Origin of the sequence: Marimonas arenosa, from assembly GCF_030848945.1 — a bacterium.
Classification (GTDB): domain Bacteria; phylum Pseudomonadota; class Alphaproteobacteria; order Rhodobacterales; family Rhodobacteraceae; genus Marimonas; species Marimonas arenosa.
Map to the genome: position 1 here is coordinate 385375 of NZ_JANHAX010000001.1, position 21383 is coordinate 406757.

Here is a 21383-nt window from a genome sequence, read left to right on the forward strand (position 1 = left end):
CCTTGAAAAGCTTAGGATCGAAAAAAGGCAATCCCGCGGCGAAAGCGCGGAAAAAAACGCATAATACCCGACTGGGAGACTGCCCGTTGAAGATAATGGGAGATTGCAGGTCATCGTCGGTGTCTCAGTCTACCACCACCGCCGTGCCGCTGGCCGAAACCATCAGCATCGACTGGCCGACCACCTCATAGTCGAGATCGACCCCGACCACGGCATTCGCGCCCAATGCGCGGGCCTTGTCTTCCAACTCGCGCAGTGCCGTCTGGCGGCCGTCCTCGAGCTTGGATTCATAGGCGCCTGACCGGCCACCGACGATATCGGTGATCGACGCAAAGACATCGCGCACCACGTTGGCGCCCATGATCGCCTCGCCAACGACAATGCCGCGGTAATCCCGGATGGTATTGCCTTCGATATTGGGGGTTGTGGTCACGATCATGCGTTGTCCTCCTCAGGGTTCGGCACCAGCACGAAATTGGCGTAATTCCGATAATGTCGGACCAGGGCGCGCTGGTCGTTTGGTTTGGGAGCCGTCCGGCGTTTCATATCCGCCCCTTTCCCACCTGTTGCGCCAGCAGAGCGCCATAGCGTTGTGCCGCCACCGCCGCAATCTCGCCCCGGGCCGCCAAAGCATCCACCGCCGCCGCCGCGAGATCGTAGCTGGCGAATACTGCGTCAGCGAGAATGGCGAGGTGCTTGAGCGCCTCGCTCTTCATTTCGCGGAATCCCATGAGGTCGCGCACGAAAACGGCATCGCCGTCCAGAAGCTGGCTGCGCGCCGCCGGCCCATGCATCGTCCGACCCAGCGGGCTGCGCAGTTTTAACTGCTTGAAAAACAGGAACTTGTGCAGATGATAGCCGGTCTTGCGCAGCTCGGCCATTTGCTCATCCAGAAGCGGCTGGTCGCGGTAGACCGGCACCGCCGCCACTTCTGTGATCACCGTCAGGGCGCCCCCGAGCACCCGCTTGCCGTGCCGGAACACGTCGCGCTCGCCGCCCTGAATGTCGATCTTGATCAGGTCGGGTTGCGGCATGTCGATCCCGTCGAGCCGTTCGGTCTCGATCTCGATCCGCTCAACCACATTAAGATCACGCTCGAAGTGACGGGTAAATGGAGTAAATTCTGGATTCGGCTCCAGCAGAGACGTAAACCCGTCGGTGGCGCAGACAGACAATGTCGCCTTGCCACCCTGCCCGACCGCGGCATTGACGTAATGTTCGGTTTCGCCGGCCGTTGCGACCAGCCTGTCGAAGGCCGGTTTCTGCGGTTCGAACCCCCAAAGCTCGCAGCCGCCGATCCGCAACAGCGCCCCATAGGGCGGATCATCCAGCGGGTTGGCGCCGATATCGACCACACGTGTGCGCCGCTCGGGGCGCAATGCCTCAAGCAGATGCTCCACTCGTGACTGGTCGAATCCGGCCATCCTCGCGTCCTCTGGGTCGGCGTCAGCCGACCGAGCCTTCCAGCGAAATCGCCACCAGCTGCTGCGCCTCCATGGCAAACTCCATCGGCAGCGCCTGCAGTACCTCCTTGGCGAAACCGTTGACGATCAGCGCCACCGCCTCTTCTTCGTCCATGCCCCGCTGGCGACAATAGAACATCTGCTCGTCGTCCACCTTCGAGGTCGTCGCCTCGTGCTCGACGCGCGAGGAATTGTTCTTGACCTCGATATAAGGCACCGTGTGTGCGCCGCATCTATCGCCGATCAGAAGGCTGTCGCACTGGGTATAGTTTCGGCTTGCCTTCGCCTTGGGGTGCATGCTCACGAGCCCGCGATAGGTGTTCTGCGCCACACCCGCCGAGATCCCCTTCGAGACGATCCGCGATTTGGTGTTCTTGCCCAGATGCACCATCTTGGTGCCGGTGTCGGCCTGCTGATGGTTGTTGGCGATCGCAATCGAATAGAACTCGCCCTGGCTATCATCGCCGCGCAGGATGCAGCTGGGATATTTCCACGTCACGGCAGAGCCGGTTTCCACCTGCGTCCACATCACCTTGGAACGATCTCCGCGGCAATCAGCCCGCTTGGTGACGAAGTTATAGATCCCGCCCTTGCCGTTCTCGTCCCCGGGGAACCAGTTCTGCACGGTCGAATACTTCACCTCGGCATCTTCCTCGACGATGATCTCGACCACCGCGGCATGCAGTTGCGCCACGTCGCGCTGCGGCGCCGTGCAGCCCTCGAGATAGGACACGTAGGAGCCCTTGTCGGCGATGATCAAAGTGCGCTCGAACTGGCCAGTATTCTCGGCGTTGATCCGGAAATAGGTGCTCAACTCCATCGGGCAGCGCACACCCGGCGGCACGTAGACGAACGACCCGTCGGAAAACACCGCGCTGTTCAGCGTGGCATAGAAATTGTCCGACTGCGGCACGACCGACCCAAGGTATTTCTTCACCAGTTCGGGATGATCCTTGATCGCCTCGCTGATCGAACAGAAGATCACGCCCGCCTTTTCCAACTCGTCCTTGAAGGTGGTGCCCACCGAGACCGAATCGAAAACCGCGTCCACCGCCACCTTGCGGCCCTCCGCCGGTGCGGCCTCGGCCCCTTCGACCCCGGCCAGGATCATCTGTTCCTTCAGCGGAATGCCCAGCTTTTCATAGGTCGCCAGCAGTTTCGGGTCGACCTCGTCCAGCGATTTCGGCTTGGTCTCCATGCTTTTTGGGCGGGCATAGTAATATTGGTCTTGGAAGTCGATTTCCGGATAGTTGACCATTGCCCAGGTCGGCTCTTCCATCTGCAGCCAGCGCTCGAATGCCTGAAGCCGCCATTCGGTCATCCACGCGGGCTCTTCGTTCTTTTCCGAGATCAGCCGCACGATATCGGGTGACACACCCTTGGGGGCATATTCCATCTCGATCTCGGTTTCCCAGCCGTACTTGTATTTCTCGCCCAGAGAGCGGACGGCCTCGACCGTTTCCTCCTCGACGCCTTCCTTCACCTGTACGTCATCTGCGCCAGCCATATCTCAACCTTTCGTCCTTTTCGCTTCACGCCGCTTTCGCGCGAAATCTCTTGTAAGCCGCGCCCCACGCCTCAGCGAAACGCTCGACTTCTTGTTTCGTCGTCTCCAGCCCCAGCGACACGCGGATCGCGCTTTTCGCCGTTGCCTCGTCATATCCCATCGCCGTCAGAACCCGGCTCGGCCGCACCTTGCCGCTGGAACAGGCCGACCCGGCACTGATGGCAACTCCAGCCAGGTCCATCTGCATCACCTGCGTCTCGCCCTTCCAGCCCGGAACGGCAAAACACGAGGTGTTCGGCAACCGCGGCACAGATTTCCCGACAAAAATAGTCTCTTTTGCCAGAGCCGCAATAGATGATTCTAGAATATTTCTAAATTCCTCGGTCTCGGTCCAGCGGCCTTCCGCCACATCCCGCACGGCCGCCTCGGCGGCCGCGCCGAACCCAGCGATGCCGATCACGTTCTCGGTGCCGGCGCGCCTGCCCATCTCCTGGCCGCCGCCCTTCAGCACCGGGTCCAGATCCAGCCCGCGCCGCAGCACCAGCGCGCCGACACCTTTCGGCCCGCCCAGCTTGTGCGCCGACACGACTCCCATCAAAGCGCCGGATGCCAGAAAATCCACCGGCACCTTGCCGAACGCCTGCGTCATGTCGCTGACCGCCAGCGCCTCCGGCAGGGTTTGCAGCACCCCGGTCTCGGAATTGGCAAGTTGCAGCGTACTGCTGTCCGGCGCCGCGATTGTTACGAAGCCGTTTGCATCGACCGGCAGACTGTCGTCGACCCAGGCTGCCACCGCGTCATGCTCCACCGCCGCACCGTGCAGGCCGCGCCCGCGCAACGCCAACGCCGCCGCTTCCGTCGCGCTCGACGTGAAGACGATCTCCGCTCCCTCGCCCCCAAGCGCCCGAGCGACCTGCTCCCGTGCCGCCTCGACCAGCGCCTTCGCCGCACGGCCCTCGGCATGCACCGAGGACGGGTTACCCACCACGTCCATCGCCGCAATCATAGCCGCGCGGGCTTCGGGCCTCAGCGGCGCCGTCGCGTTGTGATCGAGATACACCCGGCCCATGTCAGCGCCGACGCCTCCAATTCATCTTTCCGAAAACACGCAAACCCCGCCCTCAGTCTTCATCAACAACCGAGAAAATGCCGGGCACCGCCGGACACGGGGCGAGTTCGTTCTCGATCACGTCCGATAGCCGCGCCTGGTGCAGGAAGACATAGACATGCGCTGAAAGCCCCTCCCACAGACGGTTGGTCAGCGACTGCGCCCGGCTGCCGGAAGAGCCGCCGCTTGCGCCCGCCCCTTTGTGCATTGCGTCCACGGTCTCGTCGACTGCGGCCAGCACATCCACCACGCGGATGTCGTTCGGGCTCTTGGCCAGCCGGTACCCGCCACCGGGCCCGCGCACCGATTCCACCAGACCGGCGCGGCGCAGCTTGACGAACAGTTGCTCGAGATAGGGCAGCGAGATGTCCTCGCGTTTCGAAACTTCGCCCAGAGTCACCAACGTGCCATCGGGCTGCAGCGCTATATCTGCCAGCGCCACCATCGCGTACCGTCCCTTGGTGCTGAGTTTCATGCCCCTCCCTCGCGCAACCGCCCCAATCGCTTGGGTATTTATTGACCTTGTGCAGGCACTACACTATCTCGGACAAACTTGCCTGCGCCGCCCCCGGCCAGAGGCGTAATTTAGAAATGTTCTAAGGTGTCTGAGGGATTTCGTCAAGAATATCCCGGACCCACCCGAGGAGAAGAAGTCAGTCCATGCCCGAGGTGATTTTTCCCGGACCCGAAGGCCGCCTCGAAGGCCGCTACCATCCGCAACGCGAGAAAGACGCGCCGATTGCCATCGTGCTGCACCCGCATCCGCAGTTCGGCGGCACGATGAACAACAAGGTGGTCTACAACCTGCACTACGCGTTCTACAACATGGGCTTCACCGTGTTGCGCTTCAATTTCCGCGGGGTCGGGCGCTCTCAGGGCGAATACGACCAGGGCGTGGGTGAACTCAGCGATGCCGCCTCGGCGCTCGACTACCTGCAGTCGATGAATCAGAATTCCAAGCATTGCTGGGTCGCGGGGTTCTCCTTCGGGGCCTGGATCGGCATGCAGCTGCTGATGCGGAGGCCCGAGATCACCGGCTTCGTTTCGGTCAGTCCGCCCGCCAACATGTACGACTTTTCCTTCCTCGCCCCCTGCCCGTCTTCGGGCCTGATCATCAACGGCACCGCCGACCGGGTGGCGCCGCCGGCCGACACCACGGCTCTGGTCAACAAGCTGCACGAGCAGAAGGGTATCACCATCACCCATGTCGAGGTCGAAGGCGCCGGGCATTTCTTCGAAAACGACCACATGGAAACGCTGACCGGAACGGTCACCGACTACGTCAAACGCCGCCTGACGGAGACCACACGCTGATGGCCGGCACCGCCGATAAGATCGCCTCCGACCTCGCCGACAAAACCGTCGCGATCATGGAGAAAACCGGCGAAGATCGGCTGCATTACGAGGTGGCCAAGGTGCTCGGCGCCTCCTCGCAAACGCTGGAAGAGGCCTACCTGACCGAGGTCCGCGTGCGGCTGGCGGGCAAGGCGGCCAACGAATTCCTCAAAGAAAAGGTGAAAACCATCGCCGAGTCGCTGAAATCCGGCAAGGCCCCGAAGGTGTCGAAGCCCAAGGCTTGATCGGCGAAGCCGCAGTTCGGGCAGCCATCGCACCACCTGCTCTGGCGCGCGCCCATTCTCTGCCACCGAATTCACCTGACTGACCGGAGTCTGTCACCCGTGACCGAACGCCTTGATGCGCAAATGTCCTTCCTCACCGAGGCCTGCCGGCTCAAATCCATCACCCGAGGCACGACGCTGTGCGACGGTTCGCGCTACGAAAACTCGGGCGAGCATTCCTGGCACATCGCGCTTTACGCCCTCACCCTGGCCGAACACGCGCCCGACGACGTCGACATCCATCGGGTGATCAGTATGCTGCTCCTGCACGACCTGGTGGAAATCGACGCCGGCGACGCCCCCGTTTTCGGCGATCACGACCCGACCGAGATTGCGGCCAAAGAACAGGCTGCGGCGGACCGCATCTTCGGCCTGCTTCCGCTCGATCAGGCCACGCGTTTCCGGGCCCTGTGGGACGAGTTCGAGGCCAACGCAACGCCGGACGCGCAATTCGCCAAATCGCTCGACCGGTTCCAGCCGCCCAACCAGAATCTCGCCTCGGGCGGCGGCTCTTGGGTCACCTACAGGGCCACCTACGAGCGGTTCGAATCCCGCGTCGGCTCGAAAATTGCCCGCGGCGCGCCTACCTTGTGGGCTTGGCTCAAACCCCGCGCCGTGGACTGGTTCAAAACCAACCGATAACCCTCGGATTTTTCTATAAATACCCGATCTCTGGCGACTCGAGGGTCAACGCAGCAAAGGCACCTGCGGCGCGGCATTTTCGGGCAGCAGCCCCCTGAGCCGGGGGTCTTCAGCGATTTCGATCTCACGGGCGAAGGGCGTGAACCCCGAGCGGAGATAAAACTCCAGCGCCGCCGGGTGATCCAAACTACAGGTATGCACCCAAACCCGGTCGACGCCGTCGCGCCAGGCGCGCCGGATCGCCCGGTTCATCAGCCAGCGACCGGAACCACCCCCGACATACCCCGGCGCCAGCCCGAAATACGCCAGTTCGCATTCGGTTGGAGTGCGGAAATCGAGTTCCAGCAGCCCCGCCTCCTCCGAGCCGTCGCGTACCGCATACACCTCGACCTTCGGATCGGCCAAGATCGCCGCCAAGTCGGCATCGGTCATCTCCAGCCGCCCGAACCACAGGTAATCCGCCCCGACTGTCCGGAACAATCTCCGATACCAGTCCGGATCCGGCCGCTCGACCCGCTCCAGCGCCAGCGAAACCTTCGCCTCCGGCCTCGGCGCCGGCCGCGCTCGCATCTCCAGATGCGTCACGACCGCAGCGATATGGCCCTTCGGCACCCGATGAAACCCCGCGTCCAGCATATCTATCCCCTTGCGAGACGGCCCGTCAGCGCCGGCGAGCTACCCCGACTTGCGTTTCTCTTCTTCCGCCACCTTGGCCGCCAGGTCGCGCGCGATGGCAAACGCGCCCTTGATCTTGTCAGACTCTTTTTTCCAGTCGCGTCGCACCACGATCTTGTTGTCTTTCACCTTGGCCAGCCCGCGTTGGTCCTGGATAAACTCGACCAGCCCCTGTGGCGAGGCGAACTTGTCGTTGTGGAACTGGATCGTCGCGCCCTTCGGTCCGCCATCCAGCTTGGCGATTCCGGCGCGCTTGCACATTTCCTTGATCCGCACGATCAACAGCAGCGTGTTGACCTCGCGCGGCAGCTTGCCGAACCGGTCGATCAGCTCGGCGGCAAAGCCTTCCAGTTCAACTTTACTGTGCAAGCCACTGAGACGACGATACAAACCCAGGCGCACATCGAGGTCGGGCACGAAAGTGTCCGGGATCAGAACCGGCACGCCCAGATTGATCTGCGGCGCCCATTGTTCGTCCGTCTCTGTCAGCCCCTCGAGCTCGCCGGCGCGGATCTTGGCAATCGCCTCCTCCAGCATCTGCTGATAGAGCTCATAGCCCACATCGCGCATCTGCCCCGACTGCTCCTCGCCCAGAAGGTTGCCTGCGCCGCGGATATCGAGGTCCTGGCTGGCCAGCGTGAATCCGGCACCCAAGGTGTCGAGCGAGCCCAGCACCTTCAGCCGCTTTTCTGCCGCCGGCGTCAGACGCGCCCGCGGTTTCGTCGTGAGATAAGCATAAGCCCTGGTTTTCGAGCGGCCGACTCGCCCGCGAATCTGATAGAGCTGGGCCAAACCGAACATGTCGGCGCGGTGTACCACCATCGTGTTCGCCGTCGGGATATCGAGGCCGGACTCGACAATCGTCGTCGCCAGCAGCACGTCGTACTTACCGTCATAGAACGCATTCATCCGGTCATCCAGCTCGCCCGCGGCCATCTGGCCATGCGCGGTCACGAAGCTCACCTCCGGCACCTGCTCGCGTAGGAACTCCTCGATCTCCGGCAGGTCGGCGATCCGCGGCACGACGTAGAAACTCTGTCCGCCGCGGTAGTGTTCGCGCAGCAGCGCCTCACGAATCGTCACCGCGTCGAATTCACTGACATAGGTGCGGATCGCCAGCCGGTCGATCGGCGGCGTGCCGATGATCGACAGATCCCGCACCCCGCTCAGACTCAACTGCAAGGTCCGCGGAATCGGCGTTGCCGTCAGGGTCAGCACGTGCACGTCCGATTTGAGCTGTTTCAGCCGTTCCTTGTGGCTCACGCCGAAATGCTGCTCCTCGTCGACGATCAGAAGACCCAGCTCCTTGAAGCGGATATTCTTGGCCAGAAGCGCATGGGTGCCGACCACGATATCGACCGTGCCATTGGCCAGCCCCTCACGCGTCAACGATGCGTCGCGCACCTTCACAAACCGCGATAAGGTCCTGACTTGTAGTGGAAACCCCCGGAACCGATCGGCAAAACTCTTGTAGTGCTGGCGCGCCAGCAGCGTGGTCGGTGCAATCACCGCCACCTGAACGCCCGACATCGCGGCGACAAAGGCGGCCCGCATGGCCACTTCGGTCTTGCCGAAACCGACATCGCCGCACACCAGCCGGTCCATCGGCCGCCCTGCGGTCAGATCCACCAGGACATCCTCGATCGCCTTCAGCTGATCGTCGGTCTCCTCGTAGGGGAAGCGCGCCGCGAACTCCTCCCAGGCGTGATGCTGCGGCTCCAGCACCGGCGCTTTGCGCAGTTCGCGTTCGGCCGCCACCCGGATCAGGCGATCGGCCATCTCGCGGATACGTTCCTTGAGCTTGGCTTTCTTGGCCTGCCATGCGCCCCCACCAAGTTTGTCGAGCAGCCCCTCCTCGTGGCCGTATTTGCTCAGCAGCTCGATATTCTCGACCGGCAGGTAAAGCTTGGCGGACTCGGCATATTCAAGCGCCAGGCATTCATGTGCCGCGCCAGCGGCGGTGATCACCTCCAACCCCTGATACCGGCCGATGCCGTGATCGACGTGCACCACCAGATCACCCGGGCTGAGGGCGTTGGCTTCGGTCAGGAAATTCTCTGCCCGCCGTTTCTTGCGGGGACTGCGGATCAGCCGGTCGCCCAGCACATCCTGTTCGGCGATCACCGTCAACTGCCGTCCGGCTTTTTCGCCGTCCGCCGTCAGGGGCGCCACAAACCCCGCTTCCAGCGCCCAAACCGCCAGGTGCAGCCCGTGTTTGCCGACGCCGCCCATGTCCCGGACGGTGACGGCTCCGATCAGCCCCTCGTCCTCCAACAGCCCCTCGATCCGCTCCCGCGCGCCCTCGGAATAAGTCGCGAGCAGCACTGGCCCCTCTGCCATCCGTGCTTCAATATGATCTTTCAGCGCACTGAAAAGATTTACGTTCTCGATCTTTCGTTCCGGTGCGAAATTGCGACCGATGCGGCCGCCGGCATCCGCGACCTGCGGTCCGGAGGCCTGCGGCAGGGAATGGAACTGCACCATCCGCCGCCCGGCCACCGCTTTCTCCCAGGCGGCATCGTCGAGATAGAGCTGCTCCGCCGGTACGGGCTTGTAGACCGTATCCATCCGGCCCTTGTCCTCCAGCGCCAGCCGGCGGGTCTCGTACTGGTCGGCGATGCTTTCCCACCGTGCCAGCCGTTGCGGCGTCAGCGCTTCGTCAAGCGTGATCGCCGCCCGTGGCAGATAGTCGAGGATCGTCTCGAGGCGCTCATGGAAAAACGGCAGCCAATGTTCGACCCCGGCATGCTTGCGACCGGCGCTGACGGCTTCGTACAACGGATCGTCCGTCCCCGCGGCGCCGAACTCGATGCGATAATTCTGCCGGAACCGCAGCACTGCCGCCTCGTCGAGAATCACCTCCGACACCGGCGCCAGTTCGACCTTGTCGAGTTGCTCGGTCGTCCGCTGGCTCACCGGATCGAATCGCCGTGCCCCGTCCAGCACGTCGCCGAAAAGATCGAGCCGCACCGGCCCGGCCTCGCCCGGCGGGTAGATGTCGATGATGCCGCCGCGGATCGCATAGTCGCCCGGCTCCATCACCGTCGGCGCCTGAGAAAACCCCATCCGCACCAGGAAGGCGCGCAGCGCGTCCTCGTCGATCCGCCTCCCCACCTCGGCGACAAAGGCGGCATCCCGCAGCACCGCCCGCGCCGGCACATATTGCGTCGCGGCATTCAGCGAGGTCAACAGAACGAACTGTTTCGGCACTGCTTCCGAGGCCAGCGCCGCCAGCGTTGCCATCCGCGCCGCGGATATGTCGGCATGCGGGCTCACCCGATCGTAAGGCAGGCAATCCCAGCCCGGGAACCGCACCACCGGCATGTCCGGCGCGAAAAACCGCAGCGCGGCCTCCATCGCCGCCATGCGCTTGTCGTCACGGGCCACATGCACCACCGCGCCGGCCTTGGCCACCTCGTCGAGCACCAGCCGCGCGTCGAATCCCTCGGGCGCCCCGCCCAGCGTTATGTGCCCTGCCGTGGCCATGCCTTCAGCCCGGCCCGAACGGCCCGAGATTGAGATTCTGGAACATGCCCCACAGGGCCGTGACAAAGATCGAAACCATGCCGATCGCCTGGGTGAAGATCCGATGCTTCAGAAGCCGCCGGTAAAGCGCATCGCCGGTTTCCTGCCGCCCGCGGATCAGCCGCGCGGTGTTGAGGCTCAGCGCCCCCACCAGCGATAACGGGAACAGCAGCAGGAACACCGCCTGGCCGAATTCGAAGGCATAGAAAAAGCCCAGGCCGCCCAGAACCGTCAGGAAGAAGCAGACGAACCCCAGGATCCATAACCCCGACACCCGCGCGATATAGAGAAGCCGGTTGGTATAGATCCGCACCAGATCCTCGAGATCGGTCGCGAACTGCCCGCCTTCGCGCCGCGCCCGCACTACCATGTCCCAGGGAACGCCCAGCACCCAGTGCGAGGCGGTCGACCACACCACCGCCAGCGCGATCCAGAACCAAAGGTTCGAAAAGCTGCGCATGTCGATCAGCGTGAAAACGGATTCGTACCAGTCCAAGGCCACTCTTCCTCAGTTCGTCGCCCGCTCTAATAACCGCGGTTTGCGGCAATTCCTACCCTTGAAGGCAAGGCCGCTTCCATGCCATCCCAAAACGGTCAAATCAAGGAGGAGATCGCCCATGCGCCCGGTTTCGGCCCCGTTCCCACTCACCCGTCTGCGCCGTACCCGCCAATCCGCGGCGATCCGAGCTCTGGTTCAGGAAAACGACCTTTCGGTCAGCGATCTGATCTGGCCGGTTTTCATTTGTGACGGCGACGGCGTCGAGCAGGACGTCCCCTCCATGCCCGGCGTTAAACGCCGCTCGGTCGACCGCGTCGCCGAGGCCGCGAAAGAAGCCCAGAATCTCGGCATCCCGGCGATCTGCCTGTTTCCCTATACCGATCCGTCGCTCAAGACCCAGGATTGCGCCGAAGCCTGGAACCCGGAAAACCTGTCGAACCGGGCCACCCGCGCCATCAAGACGGCCGCGCCCGACATCGCCATCATGTCCGACGTGGCGCTCGACCCCTACAATGCGCTCGGCCATGACGGGTTCGTCGTGAACGGCGAAATCGTCAATGACGAAACCGTCGAGGCGCTGGTCAAGCAGGCGCTCAGCCAGGCCGAGGCCGGGGTCGACATCATCGGCCCCTCCGACATGATGGACGGCCGTATCGGCGCGATCCGCGACGCGCTGGAAGACAAGGGCTTCACCAACACCATGATCCTGTCTTATGCCGCGAAGTATGCATCAGCTTTTTACGGCCCGTTCCGCGATGCGGTCGGCGCATCCGGCGCGCTCAAGGGCGACAAGAAAAGTTACCAGATGAACCCGGCCAATACCGACGAGGCGTTGCGCCTGATCGAGCGTGACCTGCGCGAAGGCGCCGACATGGTGATGGTCAAGCCGGGCATGCCTTATCTCGACATCTGCCGCCGGGTGAAAGACACCTTCGGCGCGCCGACCTTCGCCTATCAGGTCTCGGGCGAATACGCGATGATCATGGCCGCCGCCCAGAACGGCTGGATCGACGGCGACAAGGCGATGATCGAGTCGCTGATGTGCTTCAAGCGGGCGGGTTGCGACGGCATCCTGACGTATTTCGCCCCCGCCGTCGCGCGGGCTCTCGCCTGACGTTAACGGAATCTGAGGACATCGCGCAGAGCCTGCCACTTTTGGACGCGTGTCGCCTCGGAATGCGGCTCGCACGCACCTTTTCGCCCATGTCCTCATGGCCTAGTGACAGCCACGACTGCGCACTTTATACTGCGCTCAAGACCGGAAAACCGGCTTATGAGCAGTCAGGCAAAAGAGACAGGCGGATACACCTATGACAATCTTTACCCGGCGCGGTTTCGCGCTCTCGATGATGGCCACCGGCGGGCTAGCGGCCTGCGGCAACGGCGTCGGCTCCGATGGCGGGCCGCGGATCGACGCGCGCGTCAACAAGACGCTCGACTATCTCTACACGACCTATCCCGCCACGCAGGAGCTGGCGCAGAAATCCCACGGTATGCTGGTGATGCCGCTGGTGACCGAGGCCGGGTTCGGCTTCGGTGGCGGCTATGGCCGCGGCGCGCTGCGTGTCGACGGCGTGACGGTGGATTACTACTCGGCCACCAAGGGCAGTTTCGGCCTCCAGATCGGGGCACAGCAATATGCCCACGTTTTGTTTTTCATGACCGACGAGGCACTGCTGCGCTTCCGCCGCTCGCAAGGCTGGGCCGCCGGGGCAGATGTCGAATACGTCTTCAAGGACCAGGGGCAAAACATTCGCGCCGAAACCACCACCTCGACCGCCCCGGTGATCGCGGTGATCTTCGGACAGGCCGGCGCGCTTGTCGGCGCCACGCTCGAAGGCGTGAAATACACCCGCATCATTCCCTGATCCTCCGGTCCTGTGATCGTCACCTCACGCCCCGGACTTGATCCGGGGCCTCGCCCCTGCGCCACCAACACGTGGGTAGGCGAGCTATCCTTGTTCTGCCAGCGCACGCTGCGTTAACCCGTTTGCTGTCCAAAACTTTCCCCACCGCGCGCCAGATAGGATGCCAGCCAGAGTGCCAGCCAGCCCGCCATACCCGCGGTTTCGCGCCCTCGCGCGGCATTAACCACCCGGAACAGTGGGCTTAATGAAGTCTGAACTCACCTACCACGTTGCGCCATTCCCCCGGTGCGACCAGTTTGCGGTGGGTGAACTGGACCGAATGCAGCGGCCCATCGATTTCGCGATGCCAGAACTCAATGAAATCAAACAGTTTCGGATGATCCGGCGCCAGATCGTAGTCCTGCCAGACGAAGCTGTTGAGGACGTGAATGTGATCCGGCATGTGATAGAAGAACTCCGCCGTTGTCAGCCCGTACCCTTTCAGCAGCATCTCGGATTCCGTCATCTTTCATTTCTCCTGTTCGACCTCGTGAAGAAATCATGCCACGGACAAATTAATTTACAACAAAAACAGTGTATTAGCAGCATGTCCCGGTGGCTGCCAATGATCCCGCGCATGCGCCATTGCGCCCCATATGCTGGCTCTGATATAGTTTTTCTTACTAGATATTGAGTGCATGCAGCGGACAGGCCGACCACGTGAGCGATACGCCCGAACCCCCTGAAAACGAAGACGAAATGGCAACCGAACGCCCGCCTTACGATGGTCCGACCATCTCCATCACCGAGGAGATGAAATCGAGCTATCTCGACTATGCCATGTCGGTGATCGTCTCGCGTGCCATTCCCGATCTGCGCGACGGGCTGAAACCGGTGCATCGCCGCATCCTCTATGCGATGCACGAAACCAACAACGCCCACGACAAGCCCTACCGCAAATCGGCCCGCCCGGTCGGCGATGTGATGGGGAAATATCACCCCCACGGCGACTCGGCGATCTACGACGCGCTGGTGCGGATGGCGCAGGATTTCTCGATGTCGCTGCCGCTTCTCGACGGCCAGGGCAATTTCGGCTCGATGGACGGCGATAACCCCGCCGCCATGCGCTATACCGAGGTCCGCATGGACAAGCCGGCGGCCTATCTGCTGGCGGATATCGACAAGGAAACCGTCGATTTTCAGGACAATTACGACGGCAAGGACCGTGAACCCACTGTCCTGCCGGCACGTTTCCCCAACATGCTGGTCAACGGCGCCGGAGGTATTGCCGTCGGCATGGCGACCAACATTCCGCCGCATAATTTGGGCGAGGTGGTCGACGCCTGCCTGGCACTGATCGACGACCCCGATCTGTCCAGCGAGCAACTGATCGAATACGTCCCCGGCCCCGATTTCCCGACCGGTGGCATCATGCTGGGCCGCTCCGGCGCCCGCAAGGCCTATCTCGAAGGCCGTGGCAGCGTCATCATCCGGGCCCGCACGCGGGTGGAAGAAATTCGCAAGGATCGCTATGCCATCATCGTCGACGAGATCCCGTACCAGGTGAACAAGGCCTCGATGATCGAAAAGATCGCCGAACAGGTTCGCGACAAGAAGATCGAAGGCGTCGCCCACGTCCAGGACGAATCCGACCGCAACGGCGTCCGCGTGGTGGTCGAACTCAAACGCGACGCCACGGCCGAGGTGGTGCTGAATCAACTCTACCGCTTCACACCGATGCAGACCTCGTTCGGCTGCAATATGCTGGCGTTGAATGGCGGCCGGCCCGAAACCCTGACGCTTAGAAATTTCCTGACTTATTTCATAGACTTCCGCGAGGAAGTTGTGGCGCGTCGCACCGCTTTCGAACTCAGAAAAGCGCGCGAACGCAGCCACATCTTGTGTGGCCTCGCTGTCGCTGTAAGCAATGTCGACGAGGTGGTCGCCACGATCCGCAGCTCGGCCGACGCGGCCGAGGCGCGGCAAAAGTTGATGGAGCGCCGCTGGCCTGCCGCCGACATCGCCGGCTACATCAGGCTGATCGACGACCCGACCCACACGATGAACGAGGACGGCACTTATAACCTGTCCGAGACCCAGGCCCGCGCCATTCTGGAATTGCGCCTCCAGCGCCTGACCCAGATCGGCGTCAAGGAAGTTACCGACGAACTGGAAGAACTGGCCGGTAAGATCAAGGAATATCTGGATATTCTGTCGTCGCGCGAGCGCATCATGGGGATCATCGGTGATGAACTGCGCGAGGTCAGAGAGCTCTTCGCCGTACCCCGCCGCACCGAAATCGTCGACTGGTCCGGCGACATGGATGACGAGGACCTGATCGAACGCGAGGACATGGTCGTCACCGTCACGGCCGGCGGCTATATCAAGCGCACGGCCCTGGCCGATTTCCGCGCCCAGAAACGCGGCGGCAAGGGGCTCGCGGGCATGGCGACCAAGGAAGAGGACGTGGTCACCACCCTCTTTGTCGCCAACACCCACACGCAGCTTCTGTTCTTCTCCACAGACGGCATGGTCTACAAGCTTAAAACCTGGCGCCTGCCGTTGGGCGGTCGTACCGCAAAGGGCAAAGCGATCGTCAACATCCTTCCGATTCCCCAGGGCGTCAGCGTGGCCGCGATCATGCCCGTAGACGTGCCCGAGGAAGACTGGAATGACCTGCAGATCGTCTTCGCCACCAGCGCCGGTGATGTCCGGCGCAACCGGCTGAGTGATTTCACAAACGTGAAATCCAACGGCAAGATTGCCATGAAGCTGCCTGAGGATGGCTCCGTAAGTTTGGTAAATGCAAGGATTTGTTCCGAAGAGGACGATGTGATCCTGGTCACGAATTCGGGTCGCGCTATTCGCTTCCCGACCACGGATGTCAGGGTTTTTGCCGGCCGCAGTTCGACTGGCGTGCGTGGCATCCGGCTCTCAGACAAGGACCACGTCGTTTCGATGGCCGTGATCCGCCATTTCAAAGCCACCCCGGAAGAGCGTGCGGCCTATCTCAAGATGCGCCGCGCCATGGCCGGCCTCGCCGATGATGCCGAGATCGAAGATGAAGAGGCCGCCCCCGGCGAGCTGTCACAGGAGCGCTATGCCGCGATGTCAGCGGTCGAGAACCTGATCCTGACCATCACCGCGCAAGGCTCGGGCAAGCTCTCGTCCTCACACGACTACCCGGTCCGCGGCCGCGGCGGCATGGGGGTGATGGCAATGGACAAGGCAATGCGCGGCGGCGAGATCGTGGCCGCCTTCCCCGTCGAGATGGACGATCAGATCATGCTCGCTACGTCGAAGGGCCAATCGATCCGTGTGCCGGTTGATGGTATTTCCTTCCGGTCGCGCTCGGCCGGCGGCGTCCGGGTGTTTGACACCGGCCGCGGCGAAGAGGTCGTCTCGGTCGCCTGGATCGCTGACAAGGGCGCCGAGGACGACCCGGAAGACGCTGGCACGGAACCCGAAACCTGATCGGCTCGGCCGGTTAACCCGGTCGTAGGTTTTCTCAGCGACAATCCGTTGCGGCTGGTTCGCAACGGGATAATTCGAATTACCCACACGATCGATCTGAAAGACGACGCCAAGGCACTGGTCTTCGCCCTAAGGAGGAGCGCCTTCAGAAACCCGCGGGGTGGTCCTCGACCGGCAGTTGTTGCAGTGCCAACCCGGTTTTGCCGACACACCGTATCGTGACGTCCTGCTGGAAATCGCGGTGAAGGATCTCGCAAAACTCCACAAGGCGTTCCGCGTCTCGGGCCAGGAGGACGAAACCGTCAGTACGTATCGTCGCAACCTCCATACCCCCTGATCCACACGGCCGAATCCGCGCTCTACCGTTCCTTCTCCGCCTCCGAACGGATGGAGCGGATGGGGCTGCTGTGAACTGTCCCCACCGACCTCATATCTCGTACAGCGCTTCGAACTTCGCCTCGATGTAATCGAGTAGCGGCTTTTCCGACGGCGCGGCGCCGCTGGCCCGCTCGATCACCTGCCGGGGACGATAGAGGCCACCATGGCGCTGGACGTTTTGTTTCAGCCAGTCCGTCGCCGACGCCAGATCGCCCTTGGCCAGTTGCGAATCGAGTTCCGGCACCGCCTGGCGAAGGGCTTCGTGCAGGCAACCGGCATAAACGTTTCCCAGGGAGTATGTCGGAAAATACCCGAACAAGCCCACCGACCAGTGCACATCCTGCAGGCACCCGTTCGAGGGCTTGTTGACCGCATAGCCGAAATCCGCCTTGAACCGATCGTTCCACGCCGCTTGCAGATCGACCACCTCGAGATCGCCCGCGATCATCGCCCGCTCCAGATCGAAGCGCAACATGACGTGCAGGTTATACTGCACCTCGTCGGCCTCGGTGCGGATAAAACCCCGGTGCAGCCGGTTCACCGCGGCATAAAACACGTCTTCCGTGGCGACACCAAAGTCACCGAATGCATCTTTCATCTGCCCAAACAGCCAGCCGGTGAAGGCGCGCGAGCGACCGAGCTGGTTTTCGTAGATCCGGCTCTGGCTTTCATGTACCCCCATCGACACGCCGCTACCCAACGGCGTGAAGCCATAATCCTGGTCGATATTTTGCTCATAACAGGCGTGTCCCACCTCGTGAATTGTCGAATAGAGGCAGTTGAAAGGGTCGGCTCTGCTGGTCCGCGTGGTGATGCGCACGTCATTATGCGCCCCGCTTGAGAACGGATGCACCGCCTTGTCGATCCGGCCACGTTGCATGTCGTAGCCGAAGGTCTTCGCCAGCTTGCGCGCCAGCTTCATCTGCGCCTGTTCGTCGAAATCCCCCGAAAGTCCCTGTGGCGCTGGCTTGCCCAAGGCCGCCGCTCGCACAGCCACCAGCCGCGGCCGCATCGCGTCGAACATCGTCTGCAGATCCGCCGCCTTCGCCTCTGGCTCGTAGTCGTCCAGGAGCGCGTCATAGATATCACCGCCATCGGCCAGAGCTGCCCCTTCCTCGCGCTTCAGCCGCACGATTTCTTCGAGCAGCGGCAGAAAGCGGTCGACATCTTCGTCAGCTCGCGCTTCGGCCCAGTGGCCTTGGGCCCGACTGGTCAGATGCGCGAGCCGCGTCGCCAGGTCCTCTGGCACCCGTTGCATCCGCTCATAGCTTCGCCGGATATGGCGCAGATTGGCCTGCCCGACCTCGTCCAGATCACTGTTGTGAATCGCCGCCAGCCACTCACCGATCCTCGGGTCGGTGCGCCTTGCATGAAGCACCGCCTGCATTGCCGCGCTTTCATCGGCCCGTTGATGCGCCGCGCCACGAGGCATCACTGTTTCCTGGTCCCAGCCCAACCGGCCCGCTACCTGCGCCAGCGCCCCGGTCTGGCGCTCGAAAGCCATCAATTCCTCGTATGCGGACATCGGCCTACCCCCTGATTGACTGTTTCGCCGGATATTGCGCCGCGAACCGGGCCCGGATAATCAGCACCCAGACCGCCACCGCTCCCAGCTGGTGCAAGATCGCGACCTGCCACGGCGCCGCCGTGATGACGGTGTAGATTCCAAGTCCGATCTGGATCGCCACGGCTATCGCGGCCGCGGCGAAGGCGACTTGCGTCGCCCGGTTGGCGCTCTGCCGCCCCTTGAGCCAGGCCAGAATCGTGAAGGCCGCCAGCAGGTACCCTACCACCCGGTGAATGAACTGCACCAACCCCGGGTTCTCAAAGAAATTGCTCCACCAGGGCTCCAGCATGAACGGCCCCGGCGGGATTACCTGTCCCCCCATCAAAGGCCAGTCGGTATAGCTTCGGCCGGCGTCGATCCCGGCCACCAGCGCGCCCAGCAGGATCTGCAGAAACGCGAAGTGCATCCAACCGGTGCCGAGCGAGAACAACCGCGTCTCGCGCAGACGACGCGCCTGCATCAGGTCGCGTTCCTCGCGCCCGAGGCTGAGGACAAACCAGGTGATGAAGCCGAGGATCACGAAGGCGAGCCCCAGATGCGTGGCCAGCCGGTAACTGGCGACGTCGGTCATCGAGCCGGTAAGCCCACTCGCCACCATCCACCAACCAATCGCTCCCTGCAGCCCGCCTAGCGCGCCGATCAGGACAAGCCGCCCGGTCCAGCCCGGCGGAATCCGCTTGGTCAGCCAGAACACCAGCAGCCCCAAAGCCCAGACCAGGCCGATCACGCGACCCAGCTGGCGATGCCCCCATTCCCACCAGTAGATGACCTTGAAATCCTCGAGTTGCATCCACTGGTTCTGGATCTGGAACTCCGGAATCACCTGGTATTTTGCGAACTCCGCCTGCCAGGCCGCCTCGCTCATCGGCGGCAACGCCCCGGTCAGCGGACGCCACTCGGTGATCGACAATCCGCTGTCCGTCAGGCGGGTCAGCCCGCCGACCGCGATCATGATCACCACCAGCGCGAACAACACCGTCAGCCAGCCCCGCACCGCGCCACGCGCACCGCGCCGACCGGCGTCGATCATCCCGGCCTGCGGGGTAGCTCGGACCTTTGTCTCCTCGCCTACCTCTTCGAAAATCGAGCGCTTCTCCGCCATTCGCCGCCTCCTTGTTCTGGGGAAATCTATGCCGGACAGGCACGGCCTTCAACGGCTCTTCCAGCGCACCATCTGCCGCATGATCCCGTGCAGCATCTGCACATCCGCCCGCGTCAGCCGCATCCGGCTCCAGAGGTTGCGCAAGTTCACCTTCATGCCCGCCGCCTTGTCTTCCGGAAAAAAGAAACCGGCTGCCTCCAGCCTCTCCTCGTAGTGCGCCGCAAGAGCCTCGATCTCCCGCCCCGTCGCCCAATCGCCCCTGGGGTCGTCTTCGAAATGCACCACGGTGCCGCTGTTGCGCATCCACTCGTAGGCCGTCAGCAGCACGCATTGTCCGAGGTTGAGCGAGGGAAACGCCGGGTTCACCGGTACCGAAATGATCGTGTTGGCGCGTGCTATGTCGTCGTTTTCCAGCCCGGCCCGTTCGGGGCCGAAAAGCACCGCCACTTTCTCACCGGCCGCGATACGTTTCGCGGCCTCCGCCATGCCGTGTTCCGGACTCAACACTGGTTTGGTCAGTTCCCGCGGTCGCGCGGTCGTGGCATAGACAAACGTACAGTCCGACAATGCCCCGGCCAGATCATCGTAGAGCCCCGCCTCGTCCAGAAGCCGGCCGGCACCGCTCGCCATCGCCACGGCGCGTTCGCTGGGCCAGCCGTCGCGGGGCGCCACCACCCGCATCCGGTCGAGTCCGAAATTCCACATCGCCCGGGCGGCGGCACCGATGTTCTCGCCCATCTGCGGACGCACCAATACAAAGGCGGGCTGGGGTGTTGCAGTCGGCATCTCTTCCCTCCAGGTTCCCGCGCCGGATAACCGACCCGCTGGCTGCGGAAAAGCCCCGGACCGTCTTTCTTGGCAAAAATACTCATAGGACCGGCTGGACGCCCACGCTACGCTGACTGAAACGGACAGAAGGGTCCACAACATGGCATACGACGAAGCCCTGGCACAGCTCCTGCGCGCCGATCTTTGCCATTTCGACGGCGTACGTGAAAAGAAGATGTTCGGCGGCCTCTGCTTTCTGCGCCATGGCCATATGATCTGCGGTGTGCATGCCGGCGGTGCCATGTTCCGCGTCGGCAAAGCGCGTGAAGCCGCCGCTCGCGCCATCTCGGGTGCCGGCCCGATGCAATTCACCGGTCGGCCGATGGGCGGCCTGATCGAGGTTACGGACGACGCCATGGCCGACGACGTCCGCCGCGGTCGATGGCTGGCGATGGCCATCGAAAATGCCGCGTCCTTGCCCCCCAAGTAAACACGGGCCAAGGAACCCCTTGGCCTTGCGCGCTTTTCCGCGCTATAGCAGCATGACGACCAATCTCAGGAGCCGCGCCATGGCCGCGCCCGAACAGCCCCAGCTTTACCTGATCACCCCGCCCGAATTCGAACTGTTCCACTTCCCCGAAACGCTGGCGAAAGTGCTCGATTGTGTCGAGTTTGCCTGTGTCCGACTGGCGCTTTCGAGCCATGATGAGGACACCCTATGCCGCACGGCGGACGCGGTACGCGAGGTGACCATCGCCCGCGACATCGCGTTGGTGATCGAACGCCACATCCTGCTGGTCGAGCGGCTCGGGCTCGACGGCGTGCACCTGCCCGACGGCCCGCGCTCGGTGCGCAAGGCACGCAAGGAACTGGGTCGGGACGCCATCGTCGGCACTTTCTGCGGCGCCTCGCGTCACGACGGCCTGACGGCCGGCGAAGCCGGTTGCGATTACGTCAGCTTCGGCCCGATCGGCGACACGCCACTCGGTGACGGCACCGTGGCCGAGCGCGACCTGTTCGCCTGGTGGAGCGAAATGATCGAGGTACCGGTCGTCGCCGAAGGCGCACTCGACACCGAGCTTGTCGAGAGCCTTGCCCCGGTGACCGATTTCTTCGGGATCGGCGACGAGATATGGCTCGCCGACGATCCCGTCATGGCCTTGAAAGAGCTGATCGCGCCGCTCAGGGTATAAGCCGAGTATGCCATCC

Annotated in this window: 21 protein-coding genes; 9 read left to right on the forward strand and 12 right to left on the reverse strand. The window is 62.9% G+C overall.

All coding sequences use genetic code 11. The features are described from left to right. Window positions 1–124: 124 nt before the first annotated feature. From NO357_RS01915 to iscR, 5 genes are all read right to left on the reverse strand, one after another. Window positions 125–439, reverse strand: coding sequence for a heavy metal-binding domain-containing protein (locus NO357_RS01915; RefSeq protein WP_306733921.1), 315 nt, complete (start codon window positions 437–439; stop codon window positions 125–127). 103 nt (window positions 440–542) lie between these two features. Beyond that, the gene (locus NO357_RS01920) at window positions 543–1424 is read right to left on the reverse strand and encodes an FkbM family methyltransferase (RefSeq protein WP_306733922.1); all 882 of its coding nucleotides are present in this window, start codon (window positions 1422–1424) and stop codon (window positions 543–545) included. Between the two features lie 22 nt (window positions 1425–1446). Next, window positions 1447–2970 carry a Fe-S cluster assembly protein SufB gene (gene sufB, locus NO357_RS01925; RefSeq protein WP_306733923.1) on the reverse strand — a complete coding sequence of 508 codons (1524 nt, stop codon included), beginning with the start codon at window positions 2968–2970 and terminating at the stop codon, window positions 1447–1449. 25 nt (window positions 2971–2995) lie between these two features. After that, window positions 2996–4039 (reverse strand): cysteine desulfurase family protein, encoded by a 1044-nt coding sequence (locus tag NO357_RS01930; protein WP_306733924.1) that lies wholly within the window; start codon window positions 4037–4039, stop codon window positions 2996–2998. 52 nt (window positions 4040–4091) lie between these two features. Then, window positions 4092–4553: a Fe-S cluster assembly transcriptional regulator IscR gene (gene iscR / locus NO357_RS01935; RefSeq protein WP_306733925.1), complete on the reverse strand. Its 462-nt coding sequence runs from the start codon at window positions 4551–4553 to the stop codon at window positions 4092–4094. A 185-nt stretch (window positions 4554–4738) separates the two neighbouring features. On the opposite strand from iscR, the gene NO357_RS01940 reads away from it, so the two are divergent. From NO357_RS01940 to NO357_RS01950, 3 genes are all read left to right on the forward strand, one after another. Then, window positions 4739–5392 carry an alpha/beta hydrolase gene (locus NO357_RS01940; protein WP_306733926.1) on the forward strand — a complete coding sequence of 218 codons (654 nt, stop codon included), beginning with the start codon at window positions 4739–4741 and terminating at the stop codon, window positions 5390–5392. Beyond that, window positions 5392–5658: a hypothetical protein gene (locus NO357_RS01945; RefSeq protein WP_306733927.1), complete on the forward strand. Its 267-nt coding sequence runs from the start codon at window positions 5392–5394 to the stop codon at window positions 5656–5658. The genes NO357_RS01940 and NO357_RS01945 overlap by 1 nt, the downstream gene beginning before the upstream one ends. Window positions 5659–5757: 99 nt before the next feature. Continuing rightward, complete coding sequence (locus tag NO357_RS01950) at window positions 5758–6339, forward strand: HD domain-containing protein (RefSeq protein WP_306733928.1); 582 nt, start codon at window positions 5758–5760, stop codon at window positions 6337–6339. 45 nt (window positions 6340–6384) lie between these two features. Here NO357_RS01950 and NO357_RS01955 read toward each other — a convergent pair whose 3' ends face one another. Genes NO357_RS01955 through NO357_RS01965 form a run of 3 tightly spaced genes read right to left on the reverse strand, consistent with a single transcriptional unit; the run spans window position 6385 to window position 11035 of the window. Then, window positions 6385–6975 carry a GNAT family N-acetyltransferase gene (locus NO357_RS01955; RefSeq protein ID WP_306733929.1) on the reverse strand — a complete coding sequence of 197 codons (591 nt, stop codon included), beginning with the start codon at window positions 6973–6975 and terminating at the stop codon, window positions 6385–6387. 39 nt (window positions 6976–7014) lie between these two features. Then, window positions 7015–10500 (reverse strand): transcription-repair coupling factor, encoded by a 3486-nt coding sequence (gene mfd, locus NO357_RS01960; RefSeq protein ID WP_306733930.1) that lies wholly within the window; start codon window positions 10498–10500, stop codon window positions 7015–7017. A 4-nt stretch (window positions 10501–10504) separates the two neighbouring features. Then, the gene (locus NO357_RS01965; protein WP_306733931.1) at window positions 10505–11035 is read right to left on the reverse strand and encodes a component of SufBCD complex; all 531 of its coding nucleotides are present in this window, start codon (window positions 11033–11035) and stop codon (window positions 10505–10507) included. Between the two features lie 121 nt (window positions 11036–11156). Here NO357_RS01965 and hemB point away from each other — a divergent pair, with 121 nt between their 5' ends. Continuing rightward, on the forward strand, window positions 11157–12152 hold the full coding sequence (hemB, locus tag NO357_RS01970; protein WP_306733932.1) for a porphobilinogen synthase: 996 nt from the start codon (window positions 11157–11159) through the stop codon (window positions 12150–12152). A gap of 196 nt (window positions 12153–12348) precedes the next feature. Continuing rightward, complete coding sequence (locus NO357_RS01975) at window positions 12349–12906, forward strand: lipid-binding SYLF domain-containing protein (RefSeq protein WP_306733933.1); 558 nt, start codon at window positions 12349–12351, stop codon at window positions 12904–12906. A gap of 241 nt (window positions 12907–13147) precedes the next feature. On the opposite strand, the gene NO357_RS01980 is transcribed toward NO357_RS01975, so the two are convergent. After that, complete coding sequence (locus NO357_RS01980) at window positions 13148–13411, reverse strand: usg protein (RefSeq protein ID WP_306733934.1); 264 nt, start codon at window positions 13409–13411, stop codon at window positions 13148–13150. A 194-nt stretch (window positions 13412–13605) separates the two neighbouring features. On the opposite strand from NO357_RS01980, the gene gyrA reads away from it, so the two are divergent. Then, entirely contained in the window at window positions 13606–16359 is a 2754-nt protein-coding gene (gene gyrA / locus NO357_RS01985) for a DNA gyrase subunit A (RefSeq protein ID WP_306733935.1), read from the forward strand. Window positions 16360–16519: 160 nt separating this feature from the next. Further along, the gene (locus NO357_RS01990) at window positions 16520–16696 is read left to right on the forward strand and encodes a DUF6614 family protein (protein ID WP_306733936.1); all 177 of its coding nucleotides are present in this window, start codon (window positions 16520–16522) and stop codon (window positions 16694–16696) included. 90 nt (window positions 16697–16786) lie between these two features. Here NO357_RS01990 and NO357_RS01995 read toward each other — a convergent pair whose 3' ends face one another. The 3 genes from NO357_RS01995 to NO357_RS02005 are packed head-to-tail and all read right to left on the reverse strand — an operon-like array spanning window position 16787 to window position 20192. Continuing rightward, window positions 16787–18262 carry a carboxypeptidase M32 gene (locus tag NO357_RS01995; RefSeq protein ID WP_306733937.1) on the reverse strand — a complete coding sequence of 492 codons (1476 nt, stop codon included), beginning with the start codon at window positions 18260–18262 and terminating at the stop codon, window positions 16787–16789. 4 nt (window positions 18263–18266) lie between these two features. Then, on the reverse strand, window positions 18267–19406 hold the full coding sequence (ctaA, locus tag NO357_RS02000; protein ID WP_306733938.1) for a heme A synthase: 1140 nt from the start codon (window positions 19404–19406) through the stop codon (window positions 18267–18269). A 48-nt stretch (window positions 19407–19454) separates the two neighbouring features. Continuing rightward, window positions 19455–20192, reverse strand: a complete 738-nt coding sequence (locus tag NO357_RS02005) for an RNA methyltransferase (RefSeq protein ID WP_306733939.1) — start codon at window positions 20190–20192, stop codon at window positions 19455–19457. Window positions 20193–20334: 142 nt separating this feature from the next. Here NO357_RS02005 and NO357_RS02010 point away from each other — a divergent pair, with 142 nt between their 5' ends. Both NO357_RS02010 and NO357_RS02015 read left to right on the forward strand, forming a co-directional pair. Next, window positions 20335–20664, forward strand: coding sequence for a TfoX/Sxy family protein (locus NO357_RS02010; protein ID WP_306733940.1), 330 nt, complete (start codon window positions 20335–20337; stop codon window positions 20662–20664). A 79-nt stretch (window positions 20665–20743) separates the two neighbouring features. Further along, window positions 20744–21367 (forward strand): thiamine phosphate synthase, encoded by a 624-nt coding sequence (locus NO357_RS02015; RefSeq protein WP_306733941.1) that lies wholly within the window; start codon window positions 20744–20746, stop codon window positions 21365–21367. Window positions 21368–21383 lie beyond the last annotated feature (16 nt).

What these genes read in the sequence shown, in the direction of transcription:
- NO357_RS01915 (WP_306733921.1), bottom strand. Translation starts at nt 439, where the DNA reads ATGATCGTGACCACAACCCCCAATATCGAAGGCAATACCATCCGGGAT.
- NO357_RS01920 (WP_306733922.1), bottom strand. Translation starts at nt 1,424, where the DNA reads ATGGCCGGATTCGACCAGTCACGAGTGGAGCATCTGCTTGAGGCATTG.
- sufB (WP_306733923.1), bottom strand. Translation starts at nt 2,970, where the DNA reads ATGGCTGGCGCAGATGACGTACAGGTGAAGGAAGGCGTCGAGGAGGAA.
- NO357_RS01930 (WP_306733924.1), bottom strand. Translation starts at nt 4,039, where the DNA reads ATGGGCCGGGTGTATCTCGATCACAACGCGACGGCGCCGCTGAGGCCC.
- iscR (WP_306733925.1), bottom strand. Translation starts at nt 4,553, where the DNA reads ATGAAACTCAGCACCAAGGGACGGTACGCGATGGTGGCGCTGGCAGAT.
- NO357_RS01940 (WP_306733926.1), top strand. Translation starts at nt 4,739, where the DNA reads ATGCCCGAGGTGATTTTTCCCGGACCCGAAGGCCGCCTCGAAGGCCGC.
- NO357_RS01945 (WP_306733927.1), top strand. Translation starts at nt 5,392, where the DNA reads ATGGCCGGCACCGCCGATAAGATCGCCTCCGACCTCGCCGACAAAACC.
- NO357_RS01955 (WP_306733929.1), bottom strand. Translation starts at nt 6,975, where the DNA reads ATGCTGGACGCGGGGTTTCATCGGGTGCCGAAGGGCCATATCGCTGCG.
- mfd (WP_306733930.1), bottom strand. Translation starts at nt 10,500, where the DNA reads ATGGCCACGGCAGGGCACATAACGCTGGGCGGGGCGCCCGAGGGATTC.
- hemB (WP_306733932.1), top strand. Translation starts at nt 11,157, where the DNA reads ATGCGCCCGGTTTCGGCCCCGTTCCCACTCACCCGTCTGCGCCGTACC.
- NO357_RS01975 (WP_306733933.1), top strand. Translation starts at nt 12,349, where the DNA reads ATGACAATCTTTACCCGGCGCGGTTTCGCGCTCTCGATGATGGCCACC.
- NO357_RS01980 (WP_306733934.1), bottom strand. Translation starts at nt 13,411, where the DNA reads ATGACGGAATCCGAGATGCTGCTGAAAGGGTACGGGCTGACAACGGCG.
- NO357_RS01995 (WP_306733937.1), bottom strand. Translation starts at nt 18,262, where the DNA reads ATGTCCGCATACGAGGAATTGATGGCTTTCGAGCGCCAGACCGGGGCG.
- ctaA (WP_306733938.1), bottom strand. Translation starts at nt 19,406, where the DNA reads ATGGCGGAGAAGCGCTCGATTTTCGAAGAGGTAGGCGAGGAGACAAAG.
- NO357_RS02005 (WP_306733939.1), bottom strand. Translation starts at nt 20,192, where the DNA reads ATGCCGACTGCAACACCCCAGCCCGCCTTTGTATTGGTGCGTCCGCAG.
- NO357_RS02010 (WP_306733940.1), top strand. Translation starts at nt 20,335, where the DNA reads ATGGCATACGACGAAGCCCTGGCACAGCTCCTGCGCGCCGATCTTTGC.
- NO357_RS02015 (WP_306733941.1), top strand. Translation starts at nt 20,744, where the DNA reads ATGGCCGCGCCCGAACAGCCCCAGCTTTACCTGATCACCCCGCCCGAA.